The organism is Roseateles sp. FW301-B2, assembly GCF_058788955.1.
Window position 1 is genome coordinate 159294 of sequence record NZ_JBYTBE010000003.1, and the last position, 18181, is coordinate 177474.

General features: G+C 71.3%; 14 protein-coding genes. 11 read left to right on the top strand and 3 right to left on the bottom strand.

What is annotated here, in order from left to right; all coding sequences use genetic code 11:
- The first annotated feature begins 31 nt into the window (after window positions 1-31).
- From AC3WQY_RS03940 to AC3WQY_RS03975, 8 genes are all read left to right on the top strand, one after another.
- Window positions 32-634: a TetR/AcrR family transcriptional regulator gene (locus AC3WQY_RS03940; protein WP_492705965.1), complete on the top strand. Its 603-nt coding sequence runs from the start codon at window positions 32-34 to the stop codon at window positions 632-634.
- Between the two features lie 84 nt (window positions 635-718).
- Window positions 719-847: a hypothetical protein gene (locus tag AC3WQY_RS03945; RefSeq protein ID WP_285234339.1), complete on the top strand. Its 129-nt coding sequence runs from the start codon at window positions 719-721 to the stop codon at window positions 845-847.
- 9 nt (window positions 848-856) lie between these two features.
- Window positions 857-1747 (top strand): alpha/beta fold hydrolase, encoded by an 891-nt coding sequence (locus tag AC3WQY_RS03950; protein WP_492705967.1) that lies wholly within the window; start codon window positions 857-859, stop codon window positions 1745-1747.
- 214 nt (window positions 1748-1961) lie between these two features.
- Entirely contained in the window at window positions 1962-4067 is a 2106-nt protein-coding gene (locus AC3WQY_RS03955) for a GGDEF domain-containing protein (RefSeq protein WP_492705969.1), read from the top strand.
- On the top strand, window positions 4064-6109 hold the full coding sequence (locus AC3WQY_RS03960) for a tetratricopeptide repeat-containing diguanylate cyclase (RefSeq protein ID WP_492705971.1): 2046 nt from the start codon (window positions 4064-4066) through the stop codon (window positions 6107-6109). Before AC3WQY_RS03955 ends, AC3WQY_RS03960 begins: the two co-directional genes overlap by 4 nt.
- Before the next feature lie 48 nt (window positions 6110-6157).
- Window positions 6158-7150, top strand: a complete 993-nt coding sequence (locus tag AC3WQY_RS03965; protein ID WP_492705973.1) for a Bug family tripartite tricarboxylate transporter substrate binding protein — start codon at window positions 6158-6160, stop codon at window positions 7148-7150.
- A 62-nt stretch (window positions 7151-7212) separates the two neighbouring features.
- Complete coding sequence (locus AC3WQY_RS03970; protein WP_492705975.1) at window positions 7213-8073, top strand: MBL fold metallo-hydrolase; 861 nt, start codon at window positions 7213-7215, stop codon at window positions 8071-8073.
- Complete coding sequence (locus tag AC3WQY_RS03975) at window positions 8063-9733, top strand: SulP family inorganic anion transporter (protein ID WP_492705977.1); 1671 nt, start codon at window positions 8063-8065, stop codon at window positions 9731-9733. Before AC3WQY_RS03970 ends, AC3WQY_RS03975 begins: the two co-directional genes overlap by 11 nt.
- 12 nt (window positions 9734-9745) lie before the next feature.
- Here the strand turns inward: AC3WQY_RS03975 and AC3WQY_RS03980 are convergent, their stop codons facing one another.
- Window positions 9746-10381, bottom strand: coding sequence for a LysE family translocator (locus tag AC3WQY_RS03980; protein ID WP_492705980.1), 636 nt, complete (start codon window positions 10379-10381; stop codon window positions 9746-9748).
- 109 nt (window positions 10382-10490) lie between these two features.
- Between AC3WQY_RS03980 and AC3WQY_RS03985 the strand changes: the two genes are divergently transcribed.
- Window positions 10491-14468, top strand: a complete 3978-nt coding sequence (locus tag AC3WQY_RS03985) for a two-component regulator propeller domain-containing protein (RefSeq protein WP_492705982.1) — start codon at window positions 10491-10493, stop codon at window positions 14466-14468.
- 6 nt (window positions 14469-14474) lie between these two features.
- Here AC3WQY_RS03985 and AC3WQY_RS03990 read toward each other — a convergent pair whose 3' ends face one another.
- Window positions 14475-15353, bottom strand: coding sequence for an AraC family transcriptional regulator (locus tag AC3WQY_RS03990; protein ID WP_492705984.1), 879 nt, complete (start codon window positions 15351-15353; stop codon window positions 14475-14477).
- Window positions 15354-15448: 95 nt separating this feature from the next.
- Between AC3WQY_RS03990 and AC3WQY_RS03995 the strand changes: the two genes are divergently transcribed.
- Both AC3WQY_RS03995 and AC3WQY_RS04000 read left to right on the top strand, forming a co-directional pair.
- Window positions 15449-16126, top strand: a complete 678-nt coding sequence (locus AC3WQY_RS03995) for a DUF4336 domain-containing protein (RefSeq protein WP_285234349.1) — start codon at window positions 15449-15451, stop codon at window positions 16124-16126.
- Window positions 16127-16225: 99 nt separating this feature from the next.
- Window positions 16226-16615, top strand: a complete 390-nt coding sequence (locus tag AC3WQY_RS04000) for a cupin domain-containing protein (protein ID WP_492705986.1) — start codon at window positions 16226-16228, stop codon at window positions 16613-16615.
- A 16-nt stretch (window positions 16616-16631) separates the two neighbouring features.
- Here the strand turns inward: AC3WQY_RS04000 and AC3WQY_RS04005 are convergent, their stop codons facing one another.
- The gene (locus AC3WQY_RS04005) at window positions 16632-18110 is read right to left on the bottom strand and encodes a serine hydrolase (protein WP_492705988.1); all 1479 of its coding nucleotides are present in this window, start codon (window positions 18108-18110) and stop codon (window positions 16632-16634) included.
- Window positions 18111-18181: the final 71 nt, after the last annotated feature.

Here is an 18181-nt window from a genome sequence, read left to right on the forward strand (position 1 = left end):
TTCGCACGGTCGTGCTAAATTACGATCTATCATGGAAGCCAAGACCGAACGCAGCGAGCTGACCCAGAGTGCCATCGTCGACATGGCGCTGGAGATGGCCGCGCTGGATGGCCTCGACAGCCTCAGCATCGGCGAGGTGGCGAAGCGCCTGAATCTCTCCAAGAGCGGGGTGTTCTCGCGCATCGGCTCGCGCGAGGGCTTGCAGAAGGCGGTGCTGGACGAGTTCGACCGGCGCTTCCAGCAGGACATCCTGCTGCCCGCCCTGCGCGAGCCGCGCGGCCTGCCGCGCCTGGACGCCATCATGCGTGCCTGGCTGGCGCGCGCCACCCGCACCGGCTCACGCGGCGCCTGCCTCTATGTGGCCGGTGCCTTCGAGTTCGACGACCGCGACGGCCCCTTGCGCGAGCTGCTGCTGGCCGGCGTGAGCCGCTGGCGCCAGGCGCTGCGGCGCAGCGTGCTGCAGGCCCAGGAGGCCGGCCATCTGCGTGCCGATGCCGATCTGGAACAGCTGGTGTTCGAGCTCGACGGGCTGTTCACCGCCCTGATGCGCGAGGCCCGTTTCCTGCGCAACCCCGAGGCCGAGTCGCGCGGCTGGGCCAGCTACCAGCGCCTCATCCAGCACTACAAGTCCTGAGATCATGCGATCCACTACGCATTTTTCCTTTCCCACATTTCGCACGGTCGTGCGCAATGCCTTCACCACGCCAAGGAGCCTGCCATGCTGAGCCTGCTAGCGATCCTGTTCTTCATCGTCATGGCGCTGTGGCGCCTGCTGCGCGCCTGGCGCCAGCTGTGGCGCGGCATCCCGCGCAGCAATCGCGATTTCTCGCCCTTCTTTCCCGGCTGAGGCGAGCCCATGAACACGCGCGTCAAATCCAATCCCGCCAGCCTGTTCTATGCCGGGGGCCTGAGCCTGCGCCTGCTGCGCGCGGGCCTGGGCCTGCTGCAGGGGCCGGCGCCCGGGCTCAGCGCACGCCTGGCCTTCGGCCTGTTCAGCACGCCGCTGCCGCTCAAATGGGGGCAGCGCAAGCCCCTGCCCGCGCCCTGGGCGGCCCAGCCCTGGGAGTTGATGGGCCAGCGCCTGTGCGCCTGGCGCCATGCCGAGGCCGCCGCCGCGCCGGCCAGGCCGCGCGTGCTGCTGGTGCATGGCTGGGGCGGTGGCGCCGGCCAGATGCGTGCGCTGGCCGAGCAGCTCTGGCTGGGCGGCATGGACCCGATCCTGCTGGACATGCCCGCGCATGGCTACAGCGCCGGCTGGCGCACCCATATGCCGCAGTTTCTCCAGACCCTGCATGCCGCGGCGCAGCATTTCGGCCCCCTGCAGGGCGCGGTGGCGCATTCCATCGGCGCGCTGGCGCTGAGTCATGCCGCGGCGCGCGGCCTGCCGGTGCAGCGCCTGGCCTTGATCGCCTGCTCGGCCCCGCCGCGCCAGGTGCTCGGCTGGTTCGGCCATGCCTTCGGCCTGCGCGAGACGGTGCTGCAGCGCCTGCGGGCCCGCCTGGTGCAGCTGGGCGGCACCGGCCTGGAGACCTTCGAGCCCGCCTGGCTGGGTGCCCACCTGCGCCAGCCCACCCTGCTGGTGCACGATCGCGACGACCGTGCCGCCCCGCTCAAGCAGGCCCTGGCCCTGCATCAGGCGCTGCCAATCGCACAGCTGCAGCTCACCGACGGCCTGGGGCACCGGCGCATCCTGCAGGATGCCGCCGTGGCCCGGGCCGTGCTCCGCCACCTGCAGCCCGCCATCTGACGACAAATTGCACAGATTGCGCCGGCCAAGTGTCGGGCTATGCTGAACTTCCCTAGGCGCCGCGCGCGGCCGCTTCACTACACTGCGCCCGGCATGCAGAGGAGAGCGCGCGGTGGATCTGGGCAGTAGGGCACGGTCCGGGGCTGCGACCAGGGCCGCGACATTCAAGATGTCGTGCCGGGCGTCGATAGGGCAGAGGATGAGCAAGGCTTTCTTGGCTGACGCAGGAGCTCGCGCGCCCGGTGCCACACCGGTAGGCGCTGCCTGCCTGCGTCTGGCGCTGAGCCTCGGCCTGGCGCTGGGCCTGCAGGCCTGCCAGCCGCCGGCCGCGCCGGTGGCGCCATCGGCCTCCGCCCCCGGTGCCATCGGCCAGCTGCGCGGCAGCAGCGCCAGTTGGGCGGCGCTGGAACAGATCGAGCGGCACGATATCGCCCTGCCCAGGCAGGACGCCGAGGCCCTGCAGAGCCTGCTGGAACAACTGCCGGCCGGCAGCGCCGAACGCCTGGAGGCGCTCAGCCTGCGCGCGACCCTGCTGGCCAACCTGGGCGACCGTACCGGGCTCGACCAGATCCTGCAAGAGCTCGAGCAATGGCCCAAGGAGGCGCTGCGCCCGGCCGCGCAACTGGCCGCCAAGCTCGCACGCGCCACCCAGTTTTCCAAGAACGGCGAGCTGGCCGCGGCCAGCCAGGCCCTCGCGGGTCTGGCCGCCTACCGGCCCGGCCCGGTCGAGGCAGGCCTGCTGTGGCGCGCCCAGCTGCGCCTGTCCAAGGTGATGGGCGACCGCGGCGAGATGGACGAGGCCATCAACGGCGGGCTGGCGGCGCTCAAGCTGGCCGAGGGCATGGACTCGCACTGGCGCCGCGCCGTCTCGCTGGCCAATCTGTCTTTCGCCTACTTCCGCGCACAGCAGCAGGAGCGCGCCACCGCCACCGTCGCCCAAGCGCTTGCCGATGTCCAGCTGGATCCCGATCCGGCCACGCTGAATGCGGTGCAGACCTCGCGCTTCATCGTCTATGCCGACCAGGGCGATGGCCGCGTCGCCCTGGAAGCGCACGCACAGGCGCTCGCCGCGGCACGCCAGATGAAGTCCGACACGCTGGTGTCGCTGGCGCTCGGCAACTCGGCCGACTACTACCTCAGGCGCGGCAACTATGCCAAGGCCTTGCAGATGGCGCAGGAGAGCCTGGTGCTGGCCCGGCAGACCCATGACGTGCCCGCCGAGACGCTGGCGCGCCACAACGCCGGCATTGCCAAGATCGGCCTGCACCGGCTGGAGGAGGGCAAGCGCGAGGTCATGCAGGCGATTGCGATGGACGAGCAGCGCGAGGCCACCGCCTATGCCGCCGACGGCTGGCTGGAGCTGGGCAGCTATCTGGAGCGCGCCGCCGATCTGGGCGGGGCGATCCAGGCCTATCACCAGGCGCGCCGGCTCTCCGATCAGGTGCTGCGCGAAGAGAACCGCAAGGCCGTGCTGGAAGCGCAGGCGCGCTACGACGACGAGCAGCGCGCCAAGGAGATCGCCCTGCTCAACCATGACAACAGCCTCAAGGAAGAGCAGATCACTGCGCGCGACCTGCAGCTCAAGCTGTGGGGCGCGCTGGGCGGCTGCGTGCTGGTCTCGGCGGCGCTGCTGAGCCTGGCCTACCGCCGCGTGCGCAAGACCAATCTGGCCCTCAAGAACACCAACGAATCGCTGCGCATCCAGAGCGAGCGTGACCCGCTCACCGGGCTGGCGAACCGGCGCCATTTCCAGGCCGCCATCAAGCGCCTGGCCGACCAGGGCCGGCTCTCGGGCACGGTGTTCCTGATCGACATCGACCACTTCAAGCGCGTCAACGACGTGCACGGCCATGCGGCCGGCGACTCGGTGCTGATCGAGGTGGCACAGCGCCTGCGCCACACGCTGCGCGAGCAGGACCTGGTGGTGCGCTGGGGCGGCGAGGAATTCCTCATCGTGGTGGCCTCGCGCGCCGCCGACGATGCCCGCCTGCTGGCCCAGCGCCTGCTGGACCAGATCGGCCAGCAGGCCGTGCAACATGGCGGTCAGGCCATCGGGGTGACGGCCTCGATCGGCTTTGCCAGCTTCCCGCTCGCGCCGCACAACCTGGCGGTCAACTGGGAGCGTGCCATCGACCTGGTGGACACCGTCATGTACATGGCCAAGGCGCATGGCCGCAACCGGGCCTATGGCATCGAGAGCATGGAAGCCGACGACGAAGACAGCCTGCAGGACCTCGCCGGCCGCATGGAGGCGGCCTGGCACGAGGGCCGGGTGCAGCTCTGCAGCCTGCAGGGGCCGCAGGCCGAGGAGGCCGCATGAGGGGCCGCTTCACCGGGGCCGCCCTGCTGGCCTTGCTGGCCTGCTGCGGCCTGGCGCGGGCCCAGGCCTTCGACGCCGAACTCGACGCCCGGCTGGCGCCGGTGGCGCGCCTGGCCTTCAACCATCCGGAGGCCGGCCTGCAGGTGCTGGAGCGCCTGCAGAAGGAGAAGCATGGCGGCGGCGCCGAATCCGACCATTGGCAGTTTGAACTGGCGCGCGCGCGCCTGCTGCTGGCCGCAGGCGAGGTGCGCCAGGCCCAGGAGCTGGCCGAGAAACTGGCGCGCCGCGCCGAAGACCATGCCAAGCTGCTGCGCGCCGAGATCGCCGAGCGTGGTGCCCAGGGCGACCTGGCCGCCGAGCTGGCGCAGCAAAGCCTGCAGGGCCTGGAGCGCGGCTGCTCGCGCAGCCAGCCGGCCGAGAGCGTAGCCAGGGGCGGCTGCGATTTCCGCGCCACCTGGGCGGCGCTGCGCATCCTGCAGCGCCACCAGATCAATCGCGGCGAGCTGGCCTTCGCCAACAACAGCAACAGCTTCGCGCTGGCGCTGGCCCAGGCCGGGCACGACAACCTGCTGAGCGTGATCAGCCTGGGCGACCTGGCCCTGGTCGAGCAGCTGCAGGACCAGGCCGACGGCGTGCGCCGCCACATCACGCTGGCGCTGCAGACCGCGCAGGGCGACGCCCAGGCCATGGGGCGGGTGAAGGTCTACGAGGCCGCGCTGGCGGCGCGCCGGCGCGAGCCCGCCGTGCAGCTCAAGCTGCTGGAAGAGGCCTTGCGCTATGCCACCGAGGCCGATGCCACGCGCGACGTGGCGCAGGTGCAGGGCAATCTGGTCGACTCCTATATGCACCAGGGCGAGCCCGCCAAGGCGGTGGCGATGGCCAGGCTGGCGCTGCCGGTGATCACGCGCTTCCGCGATCTGCGCTTGGAACGCACGCTGCGCCACAACCTCTCGGTGGCGCTGGTGCTGCTCAAGCAGTTCGATGCCGCCCGCCAGGAGATCGCGCGCGTGGACGTGCTGCGCCAGAGCCAGACCGACGGCGCCCAGCGCGTCACCGAGCTGCGCGAGCTGGGTCAGGCCTATGCCGACGCCGGCCAGGCCAAGGAGGCGATCCGCCTCTACCACGAGGAGCGCCAGCTCAGCGCCGAGGTGGCGGCGCGCAACCGCGAGGCCTCGCTGCAGCAGCTGCGCCTGAAGTACGACAGCGAGGGCAAGCAGCGCGACCTGCAGCTGCTGGCGCGCGAGAACGCCATCAAGGAGCAGCAGCTCGTCAACCGCAACCGCGCCAGCCAGGTGGGCGTGGCGCTGGCGGTGCTGCTGGGCCTGTCGATGCTGCTGGTGGGCTGGATGCTGCTGCGCGTGCGCGATGCCAACCGCAAGCTCAAGGCCAAGCAGGCCCTGCTGCGCGCCCAGAGCGAGCGCGACCCGCTCACCGAGCTGGCGAACCGGCGCCACTTCCTGGGCGTGATGGCCCAGCAGGAGGCCGACCGCTTCGAGGGCGCCCTGCTGATGGTCGACATCGACCACTTCAAGCATGTCAACGACCAGCATGGCCATGCCGCGGGCGACATCGTGATCTGCGAGGTGGCGCGGCGCATCACCCATGCGGTGCGCAACGAGGACCTGGTGGTGCGCTGGGGCGGCGAGGAATTCCTGGTGTTCGCGCCCGGCGTGCCGCAGAGCCAGCTGCCGCAGCTGGCCGAGCGCATCCTGTTCGGCGTGGGCAGCACGCCGGTGCAGGTCGAGAGCGGCCCGCTGCAGGTGAGCGTCTCGATCGGCTATGCGCATTTCCCGCTGCCGCCCTCCAAGCTCAAGTTGCACTGGGAGCAGGCGGTGAACTGGGCCGACATGGCGCTCTACACCGCCAAGGCCCAGGGCCGCAACCGCGCGGTCGGCATCGTCACCGTGCTGGCGCAGGACAGCGACGCGCTGCTGCAGATCGAGGCCGACTTCGACGCCGCCTGCTCGTCCGAGCGCGTCAGCCTGCAGCAGGTGGCGGGGCCGCCGCGCTGGCAGCACTCGAGCCAGTTCTTCGGCCAATAGTGGAAGCCCCAGGGCGGGGCGCTCGGGCTTGCGCCCATACTGGTGCGCATGAGCACCATCAAGCGCCGTGAACTGCTGGGCTTGGCCGCCCTGAGCATCAGCCCCTGGTCGCTGGCACAGGCGCCCTGGCCAAGCCGGCCGCTGCGCATCGTCGTGCCCTTCGCCCCCGGCGGCACCACCGACCTGCTGGCACGCGCCATCGCCCCCGAGCTGCAGAAGGCCCTGGGCCAGCCCGTGGTGGTGGAGAACAAGCCCGGCGCGGGCGGCAACCTGGGCGCCGCCGAGGTCGCCAAGTCCACCGACGGCCATACCCTGCTGATGGGCACGGTGGGCACGCATGCGATCAACCAGGCGCTCTACCCCAAGCTGCCCTACGACCCGGTGAAGGACTTCTCGCCCGTCACCCTGGTGGCGGCGGTGCCCAATGTGCTGGTGCTGAACCCGGCACGCGCCCAGCATTACGGCATCAGTTCGGTGGCCGATCTGGTGCGGGTGGCGCGCGCCAACCCCGGCAAGCTGAACATGGCGTCCAGCGGCAACGGCACCTCCATCCACCTGGCCGGCGAACTGTTCAAGAGCATGACCGGCAGCTTCATGCTGCACTTCCCCTACCGCGGCTCCGGCCCGGCGCTGATGGACCTGATGGCCGGCAACACCGACCTGATGTTCGACAACCTGCCCTCGGCGCTGCCGCAGATCAGGGCTGGCAAGCTCAAGGCGCTGGCCGTCACCAGCGCGCAGCGCAGCGAGGCGGTGCCCGAGCTGCCCACCGTCGAGGAGGCCGGCGGCGCGGTGCTGAAGGGCTACGAGGCCAGCTCCTGGTTCGGCCTGCTCGCGCCGGTCAGCATGCCCGCCGAACAGGTGGCGCGGCTGCAGCGCGAGGTGGCCAGGTCGCTCGCCAACCCGGCCATCAAGGAACGCATGGCCTCGCAGGGCGCGATCGCCAGCGGCAACACGAGCGCCGAGTTCGCCGCCCTGATCGCCAGCGAGACCGCCAAATGGGCCAAGGTGGTGAAGGCCTCGGGCGCCAAGGTCGATTGATATTCGACAAGCGGCACCGGGAACCGCCTTCCTACACTGGAGCGGCAACAGGGGATCCCGCCATGGCCGACGCACATATCCGCAGCTTCTACGACGCCGCCACCGCCACCATCACCCATGTGGTGAACTGCCCGGTCACCAGGCGCGCCGCCATCATCGACAGCGTGCTGGACTACGACCCCAAGGCGGGTCGCGTCTCGCATCTGAGCGCCGACCTGATCGCCGCCTGGGTGCGCGAGGAGGGGCTGACGGTGGATTGGCTGCTGGAGACCCATTGCCATGCCGACCACCTCTCGGCCGCGCCCTATCTGCAGCAGCGTCTGGGCGGGCGCATCGGCATCGGCGCCCATATCACCGCGGTGCAGCAGGTCTTTCGCAAGCTCTTCAACGACCCCGCCATCCCCACCGATGGCCAGCCCTTCGACCATCTGTTCGCCGACGGCGAGCGCTTCCAGCTCGGCGAGCTGAGCTTCGAGGTGCTGCACACCCCCGGCCACACGCCGGCCTGCGTGAGCTACAAGGTGGGCGACGAGGTCTTCATCGGCGACACCCTCTTCATGCCCGACTACGGCAGCGCGCGCTGCGATTTCCCGGGCGGCGATGCGGCCACGCTGTACCGCTCGGTGCAGCGCCTGCTGGCCCTGCCGGGCCACACGCGCCTGCATCTGTGCCACGACTACCCGCCCGCCAGCCGGCCGGCGATGTGGGTCAGCACCGTGGATGACCAGCTGGCCCACAACGTGCACCTGCACCGCGGCGTCGGCGAGGACGATTTCGTGGCGATGCGCAAGTCGCGCGACCGCAGCCTGCAGATGCCGCAGCTGCTGCTGCCGGCGGTGCAGGTGAATGTGCGAGGTGGGCGCCTGCCCGAACCGGAAGACAATGGGAGACGCTATTTGAAGATCCCCCTGAATGCACTTTGACCTGTCCGGCTGGCGCGACTACCGACAACGCCTTCTGCAAGACGATCTGCTCGCCGCGCTGGTGGTGAGCGTGCTGCTGATTCCGCAAAGCCTGGCCTATGCCATGCTGGCCGGCCTGCCCGCCCAGGTGGGCCTGTATGCCAGCCTGCTGCCGCTGCTGTTCTATGCCGCGCTGGGTTCCAGCCCCTTTCTGGCGGTGGGCCCGGTGGCGGTGCTGGCGCTGATGATTGCGCAGACCCTGGGCCTGGCCCCCGCGGGCGTGAGCCCCGGCGAGGCAGCCCTGGTGCTGGCGGCCGAGATCGGCCTGATCCTGGCCCTGGCCGCGGCGCTGCGCCTGGACGCCCTGGCCGCGCTGCTGAGCGTGCCGGTGCTGCACGGCTTCGAGACCGGCGCCACCCTCACGATTGCCGCCAGCCAGCTGCCGGTGCTGCTGGGCAGCCCGGCCCAGGGCTTCGACCTGCCGACCATTCTGCAAAGCGCCGCCGCCAGCGGCTGGACGGCCAAACCCGCGACCGCCGCCTTCGGCCTGGGCGCGCTGGCCCTGCTGGTGCTGGCCCGGCAAGGCCTGACCCCGGTGCTGGCGCGGCTGGCGCCGCTGCTGCTGCTGTTATGCATGATGGCGCTCGCCTGGCGCAGCGATGCGCTCGGCCATGGCGTCAGCCTGGTGGGCCAGCTGCCGCCCCTGCACCTGCCGTTCACGCTGCCGCGGCTGCAGGCCGAACTCTGGTGGACGCTGCTGCCGGGCGCGGCGGTGATCGCCCTGGTGGGCTATGTCAGCAGCCTGGTGGTGGCGGAGTCGCTGGCGCGGCGCCATGCCCAGCGCGTCACGCCGCGGCGCGAGCTGATGGGCCTGGCGGCCGCCAATCTGGCCGCCGCGCTGAGCGGCGGCATGCCGGTGGCGGCGAGCTTCTCGCGCAGCGTGCTGATGAGCGATGCCGGCGCGCGCACCCGCGTGGCCGGGGTGCTGGTGGCCTTCTTCATGGCCATGGCCATGCTGCTGCTGGCGCCCGCGCTGGCCTGGCTGCCCAAGTCGGTGCTGGCGGCCACCATCATGGTGGCGGTGCTCTCGGGGCTCAAGCTGGGCCCCTATGCGCAGGCCTGGCGCTATGCCAGGCCCGAGTGCCTGCTGATGCTGGGCGTCACCCTGCTGGTGCTGTGCTGGGGCGTGACCGGCGCGCTGGGCCTGGGCGTGCTGGGCTCCATCGCCCTGCTGCTGCAGCGCACCGCGCGCCCGCATGTGGCGTTGATCGGGCGCGTGCCGGGCACCGAGCATTACCGCAACGTGGGCCGCTACCAGGTCGAGTGCCAGCCCGGCGTGCTGGGCCTGCGCATCGACGAAAGCCTGCTGTTCACCAATGTGCGCAACCTCAGCGACGTGGTGCAGGGCCATCTGGACCAGCATCCCGAGGCCCGGCGGGTGGTGCTGCTGATGTCGCCGGTGAACGGCATCGATTTCAGCGGCCTGGAGGCGCTGCGCGAGCTGCACGACACGCTCGCGCGCCAGGGCGTGCGCCTGGATCTCAGCGAGGTCAAGGGCCCGGTGCTGGACCGCCTGAAGGCGAGCGACTGGCAGCGCTGGTTCAAGGGCCGGCTCTATCTCAGCCACCACCATGGCATGGTGGATGGCCTGCAGCAGGCGCCCGACTGGGTCAGCCCCTGAGCCCTGCCTGTTTCAGCGCTCGGCCAGCGCCAGCTTCAGGCCGAAGCCGACGAACATCGCGCCGATGGCGCGGTTCAGCCAGGCCGTCCAGCGGCCGGGCAGGCGCACGCGCCGGCTCGCCATGGCGGTGCTCCAGGCCAGGAAATGGCACCACAGCATGCCGTTGAAATCGAAGATCGCACCCAGCACGATGAAGGCCAGCGCCTTGTGCTCGGCGTCCGGGGCGATGAACTGCGGCACGAAGGCGAGGAAGAACAGCGCCACCTTGGGGTTCAGCAGATTGGTCCAGAAGCCCTGGGCAAAGATCTTGCGGTAAGGCAGGGCCGTCGGCGGCGGCGCCTCGGCGGCAGCCGCCGGCTTGCCGCGCGCCAGCAGCATGCCGGCCCCCACATAGAGCAGGTAGGCCGCGCCCAGCAGCTTGATGAGGCCGAAAGCGGTGGCCGAGGTGGCGAGCAGGGCCGAGAGCCCCAGCGCCGCCGCCAGGATGTGCACGATGGTGCCCGCGCCGATGCCCAGCGCCGCCGCCGAGCCGGCGCGCCAGCCCTGGGTGGCGCTGCGCGCCATGATGAGGACGGAGTCCGGGCCCGGCGCGATGTTCAGCAGCAGGCCGGAGACGATGAACAAGCCCAGATCGTGGATGCCCAGCATGGGTGGTGTTTCCTTCTCCAAAGGCAGGCAGTCTACGGTAACCTAGGGGCCTGTTGACGCTACGCCAGGGAGCCTGCCAGCGGCGAGCCGCGGCACCACGCACATGGCCATGGCACGCCTGTCCTGCTTGCGCGCGCTGACGAGGCTTGCCCTGCTGGCCGGCCTGCTGCTGGCGCCCGCCTTCGCGCAGGCGCAGAGCGCGGCCATGCAGACCCTGCGCTTCCAGCATCTGCGCGGCGAGCAGGGCCTGCCGGACGACTCGGTGACCGCGATGCTGCAGGACCAGCGCGGCTTCATGTGGCTGGGCACGGTGGCCGGGCTGGCGCGCTACGACGGCCGACGCATGAAGCTGTTCGGCTCCGAGCCCGAGCAGGCCGCCAGCCTCAGCCATGCCTTCGTGCTGGCGCTGCTGGCGGATGGCGCGGGCGGCATGTGGGTGGGCACGGCGCGCGGCCTCGACCACCTGGACTGGGGCAGCGAGCGCATCCGCCGCCACGAGCTACCCGCCTGGATGAGCGCCCAGCAGCGGCGCGTGTTCGCGCTGGCTCCGAATGGCAGCGGCCGCCTCTGGCTGGCCACCATGGGCGGCCTGCTGCGCTACGACATCCGCAGCGGCGAGGCCGAGCGGGTCGGCAGCGGCGGCGCTGACGCCGCGACGGCCGATGAAAGCGCCAGGGCCCTGCTGCCGGATGGCAGCGGCGGGGTCTGGGTCGGGCAGGGGGCACGCGTCCGGCATCTGGACGCCGCGGGCCGCGAGCTGCAAAGCCTGGACGCCGCGGCCGCCAGCGGCGACGCCGTGCGCGGCACTGTGCGCAGCCTGCTGCTGGACCATCGTCATCGCCTCTGGGTCGGCACGCATGCGGGCGCGCAGATCTGGGAGCTCGGCGGCGCCGTGCCGCGCCTGCATGCCGATACCGCGCTGCTGCCCAAGCTGGGCGTGGTGTACGCGCTGCGCCAGGACGACGAGAAGACCGTCTGGCTGGGCTGCACCACCGGCCTGCTGCGCCTGCGCGACGCCGCGCCGCCGGCCGAGTGGTTCCGCCACCATCCGGCGCTGCCGAACAGCCTGGGCGGCGACTCGGTCGCCTCGCTGTTCCAGGACGAGGCCGGCACGCTGTGGGTCGGCACCTGGGGTTATGGCGTGAGCCTGGTGGACCTGCAGAGCCAGGGCTTCACCAGCTACCGCCACCTGCCCGATGTGGCCGACAGCCTGGCCCAGCCGGGCGTCATGGCGATCGTGCCGGACGGCCGCGCCCATGCCTGGGTAGGCACCTACGGCGCCGGCCTGAACCGCCTGCACCTGCCCAGCGGCCATGCCGAGCGCATCGCGCCGGCCGCCACCGGCATCGCCCGCATCAAGGCCCTGCTGCCCGAGGGTGCCGATCAGCTCTGGATCGGCGGCGAGGAGGGCCTGACGCGCTACGACATCCGCCTGAACCGCCACCAGCGCATCGCGCTGGACCACCGCACGCCGGCCGGCGCCTCGATCAGCTCGCTGCTGCGCGACCGCCAGGGCGAGGTCTGGGCCGGCAGCGCGGCCGGCCTTTACCGCATCGACGGCGCGGGCCGGCTGCGCAGCTACCGCGCCACCGGCAGCCCCGGTGCGCTCGCGCACGACACGGTGGACTGCCTGCTGGAAGACCGCGAGGGCCGGCTCTGGATCGGCACCAAGGGCGGCCTGCACCGCTGGCTGCCCGAGAGCGAGGGCTTCGAGCAACCGCTGCGGCCCAGCGCCGGCATCGCCAATCCGGCCCGCCTGAACATCCAGGCGCTGCGCCAGGACAGCCGCGGACGCATCTGGGTAGGCACCGACCTCGGCCTCTACGAGCTGCTGCAGGACGGGTCGGGCTGGACCCTGGCCTCCTGGCGCCAGACCCTGGGCATGCCGCCGGGCTGGATCAATGCGATCCAGGACGCCGTCGATGGCGAACTCTGGATGTCGGGCCAGCGCGGCCTGGTGCGGCTGCGCCCCGAGCAGCATCTGGCGCGCCTCTACCCCAGCCATGGCGGGCCCTTCGACGGCGTGTTCAGCTTCGGCGCGGCGGCGCGCAGCGAAGACGGCAGCCTGTTCTTCGGCGCGGCGGCGCTCTATGTCTTCAAGCCCGAGCTGCTGCGCGACAACCTCAGCCCGCCGCGCGTGGTGCTGTCGGACCTGCTGGTCTTCAACCGCTCGCTGCTGGCGGACGCCGGCCCGGGCGCCTCGGCAGCGGCCGCGCCAGGTGCCAGCATGGCCAGCGCGCCGCTGAGCCTGCAGGAGCTGGGCATAGACGGGCCCTTGCACGAGGCGCAGGCGCTGCGGCTCTCGCACCGCGAGGCGATGGTGAGCCTGGAGTTCGCCGCCTTGAGCTTCTATGACCACGCGCTCAACCAATACGCCTGGATGCTGGAGGGCTTCGACAAGGAATGGATACGCGGCAAGCCCGGCGAGGGCGTGGCCACCTACACCAATCTGGACCCGGGCAGCTACCGCCTGCTCGTCAAGGCGGCCGGTGCCGGCGGGGTCTGGAGCGAGGACGCCTTCAGCCTGCCCGTGGAGGTGCTGCCGCCCTGGTGGGGCAGCCGCTGGTTCCGCGGCCTGGCGCTCGCCCTGCTGCTGCTGGGCCTGAGCCTACTGCACCTGCTGCGCCTGCGCTCGCTGCAGCGCGCCCAGCAATTGCTGGAGCGGCAGGTGCAGGCGCGCACCCAGCAGGTGGTGGAGCAGCAGCAGCAGCTGGCGCGCGAGAAGCAGGCGGTGGAGGTGCAGCACGAGGCCGCCGAGCGCGCGCGCCGCAGCATCACGCTGCTGAGCGAGATCGGCCGCGAGCTCACCGCCTCGCTGGACGCCAAGGACATCTGCGAGACGCTCTACCGCCATGTCGACAAGCTGATGGACGTCAGCGTGTTCGGCGTCGGCCTGGTGGACTGGGACGAGCGCCTGGTGCGCTTCGACTTCGTGCGCCAGGGCGGCCGCGCCTTCAAGCCCTACAAGCGCAGCCTCGACGCCCAGGAGCAGCATGCCTCGCAATGCGCCCTGCATGCGCGCGAGCTGATCGTGCGCGAGCTGAACCGCGATGTGCGCGCGCTGGACGAGCGCGTGCGCGCCCTCGGCGAGGCCCAGCAGATCGAGCTGGAGGACGGGCTGGCGCCCAACCCGGCGCGCTCGGGCCTGTACGTGCCCATGCTGCTGAAGGGCCAGGTGATGGGCGTGATCAGCGTGCTGAGCAGCCGCCCCGACGCCTACCGCGAAACCGACCTCGACATGCTGCGCAACCTGGGCGCCTATGCCGCGGTGGCGCTGGCCAAAGCCGAGGCCTTCCACCGCCTTGAGCTGACGCAGGAGAAGCTGGTGGAGCAGGAGAAGCTGGCCGCCTTGGGCGCGCTGGTGGCCGGGGTCGCGCACGAGCTCAACACGCCGATCGGCAACGCCCTGCTGATGGCCAGCACGCTGCGCGACAGCAGCCGGCGCTTCCGCCAGCGCCTGGGCGACGGCGGCCTGCGCCGCTCGGAGCTGGACAGCTATTGCGACGGCATCGACGCGTCCAGCGAGCTGCTGCTGAAAAGCCTGGAGGGCGCCACCACCCTGGTGCAAAGCTTCAAGCAGCTGGCGCTGGACCAGAGCTCGGACCAGCGCCGCCGCTTCGACCTGCGCCAGGTGTGCGCCGAAATCGTGCTGACCCTGCAGAACTTCCTGCGCCACGACCAGCATGAGCTGACCCTCGAGGTGCCCGACGGCATCATGCTGGACAGCTACCCCGGCCCGCTGGGCCAGGTGCTCAGCAACCTGATCGTGAACGCCGTGCTGCATGGCTTCGAGGGCCGCAAGGGCGGCCGCATCCGGCTCGCCGCCGAGCTGCAGGGGCGCGAGCAGGTGCTGCTGAGCTTCAGCGACGACGGCCGCGGCATCGCCCCCGCCCACCTGAAGCGCATCTTCGACCCCTTCTTCACCACCCGGCTGGGCCAGGGCGGTAGCGGCCTGGGCCTGCACATCAGCTACAACATCGTCAGCTCGCTGCTGGGCGGACGCATCAGCGTCGCCAGCACGCCGGGCGAGGGCACGCGCTTCGAGCTGCTGCTGCCGCTCAAGGCGCCGCAGGCGCCGAGGTCCTGAAGCCGGCTACTGCCAGACCCGGTAGGCCCAGAAGCCCTCGTCGCTGGCGATACGCCGCCGCAGTTCCGCAGGTGAAAAGCCGGTGATGCGGCGCGACTCGCGGCACAGATGTGACTGGTCCGCATAGCCCTGCTCCAGCGCCAGCTGGGCCCAGGCCGGCGGCGGCTGCGCACGCAGACCGGCAAAGAAGGCGCGCTCGGCGCGCCCCAGGCCGCGCAGTTCGCGCAGGGGCTGGCCGGCCCAGGCCCGGATGCGCCGCTCCACCTGGCGCAGGCTGCGCCCCGGCGCCGAGGTGGCGGCATGCAGGGCCAGGCCTTCGGCCCACTCGGCATAGCGCTGCAGGGCGGGCACGCGCTCCGCCCGCCACAGCGGCCGCAGGAACGCCTCGATGCAGGCCATGCGGGCGGCATCGTCGGGCGCGGCCGCCACTTGCGCGGTCATGGCCAGCCAGCTTGGGGGCAGCAGCGTGGCGGCATCCACGGTGCGGTTCATGAGGCTCTCGGGGGCCAGGCCGGTGAGGCGCCGCAACGCGTCGGGCATCAGCATCAGCATCAGGCCCCGCGCCGGGCCCGGGTTCCAGGTGATGCTGGGCATGGTCTGGGGGCCGCTCAGGCTGAGCGCCACCGGCAGTATCTGGCGCGGGCTTTGCAGGCTAGCGGGCGCGCCGGGTGCCAGCAGCTCGGCCGTGCCTTCGAGCCACCAGTTCAGGCTGCACAGGGGTGTAGCCGGGTAGTGGTTGAAGCGCTGTTCGGCCGGCAGGGCCAGGCCCAGCGTGCTGCGGCACATCAGGCCGCGCACACAGCCGGCCAGGCCGGGGCTCGGCAGCAGCAGGCGGCTGTAGGCGTGGCTGTAGTCGTGGCTGTGGGCGTTCGACGCGGCAGGCATGGCGCCGCAGTCTACGCAATGTCGAAACTCTTCAATACCGCCCGGCCGTGCCAGGCCAGCATGGCGGCCTCGTCAACCCGCAGGGAACCCCCGTCGTGCTCCATCGCATCACCGACCAGCTCTGGCATGCCCAGCATCGATTCCACGTCAACGGCCTGGCCGTCAGCTCACGCATGAGCGTGGTGCAGCTGCCCGGCGGGCAGCTGTGGCTGCACTCGCCGGTGCCCATCTCCGCCGCGCTGCGCGCCCAGCTGTGTGAGCTGGGTGAGGTGCGCTACATCGTGGCACCCAGCAAGACCCACCACCTCTTCCTGGCCGACTGTGCAGCCGCCTTTCCCCAGGCGCAGCTGTTCGGCGCCCCCGGCCTGCGTGCCAAGCGGCCCGAGCTCGCCGGCCTGCAGGAGCTGCCCGAGCCGGCCGCAGCGCCATGGGCGCCGGCGCTCGACTGGGCCCTGTTCGAAGGCATCCCCTATGCCAATGAAACCGTCTGGTTTCACCGCCCCTCGGCCAGCCTGATACTCACCGACCTGCTGCAATGCTGGCAGCATGCGGGCTCCTGGCAGGCGCGCCTGTATGCACGCCTGACCGGTGTGCACCGGCAGCTGGCCGCCCCACGCACGGTGCGCGCTCTGGTGCGCGACCGCGCCGCCGCGCGGCGCAGCATTGAACGGCTGCTCGCTTGGCCGTTCGAGCGCGTGCTGCTGGCGCATGACGCCACGCTGGAGCAGGACGCGCACGCAAGCGTGGCACGCGCCTTGCGCGCCCTTGCCTAGCAAGCAGCGGCTTGCGCCACCTCAAGCCCCGCGCCACGCGCCCTTCTAGACTGGCACTGCCCGAGGTGTGCGCACCTGGGCAAGAAAGGAGCCGTCACCATGTTGCCCAAGGCCATTCTCCCCGCGTTGCCGGCCTGCTCGCTCGTCGCCGGCCTGCTGTGCGCCGCCGCGGCGGCAACGGCCGAGCCGCTGCCACGCTCGCATATCGCCTCGCCCGAGGTCTATACGGTGATCGCCGAGAACGAGCAGTACCTGGTCATCGCCGCCACCTGGAAGCCCGGCCAGAAGGACAAACCGCATGCCCACGCCAGCTCGGGCGTTTACGTGCTGACCGATTGCAGCCTGCGCTACTACAACGCCGACGGCAAGCTGCTGGCCGAGGGCCACCCGGTGGCCGGGCGTGCGGTGGTGCAGAACCCGATCGCCGGCCACATCGTCGAGAACGTCGGCAACGGCGACTGCAAGCTGATCATGTTCGAGCCGAAGTAGGGGCGCCGCGCGCGGGTCAGCGCAGCGGCGCCACGCGCCGCATCAGCTGGCCCCAGCTCTCCACCGCCTCCACCTCGCCGGCGGCATTGCGCCGGAACCGGTAGGCCTCGGCCAGGCTGCCGTCGTCGCGCAGCGCGCGGAACTGGTCGGGCCCGACCGGCTTGAGCAATTGCAGATCGCCCGCCGGATCGCGCGTGGGCAGGTGCAGCAGGGCCAGCTGCTCGCCCCAGGGCACGATCACGGTCTCGCTTTCCCAGGGCTGGTCGCTGTAGCGCCCGGCATAGGCGGGCAGCGCCGGGTTGCTGGCGGGCAGGCTCAGGCCCTTGGCCAGCAGCTTGCGGATCGGACGCGTGTAGCGGCTGCCGAAGTCCTCGCTGTCGTTGGCATTGCTCATCGTCGCTACCGCCAGCTCGTCGTCCAGCGCCAGCACCAGGCCCGACTGGTAGCCGGGGCAGAGGCCGCCATGGCTGGCCAGGGTCTGGCTGCCATCGCGCCCCACCGCGAAACCCAGGCCCCAGCTGGTCTTGCCGTCGGGGTCGGTCCATTGCACGCGCTGCATCTCGCGCAGGGTGGCGACCTTGAGCAGCTCGCTACCGCCCTGCTTGCGTAGGCGGAACTGCCAGGCGGCAAAGCGCGCCAGGTCCTGCACCGTGGAGCTGAAGCCGGCCGCAGGCGTGATGCCCTCGGCCGCATAGGGCTTGAGCGCCTCGCGCGTGCCGTCGCGCCGCAGCGAGCCCCAGCCTTGCGCCAGACGCTTGCCCTGCAACTCGAGCGGCAGCGCGGTGCGCGTATCGGCCAGCTGCAGCGGCGCGAGGATGTGGCGCTGCACATAGGTCTCGAACGGCAGGCCCGAGAGCCGGGCCACCAGCTCGCCCAGCAGGGCCATGCCCAGATTGCTGTACTGGAAGCGCTCGCCCACGCGCATGAAGCTGCGCTGGCTGCCCAGGCGCTGCAGCATCTGCTCGCGCGAGGGGAACTTGAAGTCCGGTGCGGTCCAATAGGCGAAATCGGCCTCGCGCGGCAGGCCGGCCGAATGCGTCAGCAGCGCGCGCACGCTGATCGCGCCGCTGTCGGGATCGTCGCGCTGCAGCGTGAACTCGGGCAGGAGCTTGCCGATGTCGTCGTCGAGCGAGAAGCGGCCCTGCTCCCACAGCTGCATCACCGCCACCGCGGTGAAGAGCTTGGAGATCGAGCAGATGCCGTAGACCGTGTCGGGCCCGGCCGGCAGCCGGCCGGCGGCGTCGAGCTTGCCATAGCCCTTGGCCCAGAGCAGCTCGGGGCCGCGCTGCACCGCCACCGACAGCGCCGGCACGCGCTCATAGGCGAGCTGGGCGTCGAGCCAGAGGTCCAGCAGGCGCAAGACATCCTGGGGCTGGGTCTTGGCGGCCACGGGCGTCATCGGCGCCGGGGTCAGGTCTTGCTGGGCCAGGGCGGCACCGCTTGCCAGGACGGCGGCCAGGGTCAGCTGGCGGGCGCGCGTGGCGAATGCATGCATCGTTGTTCTCCGCTGTGTGCCGAATGCGGCGCCGACATGCTACAGCGCCGCCGACGCGGCAGGCGGCCTCG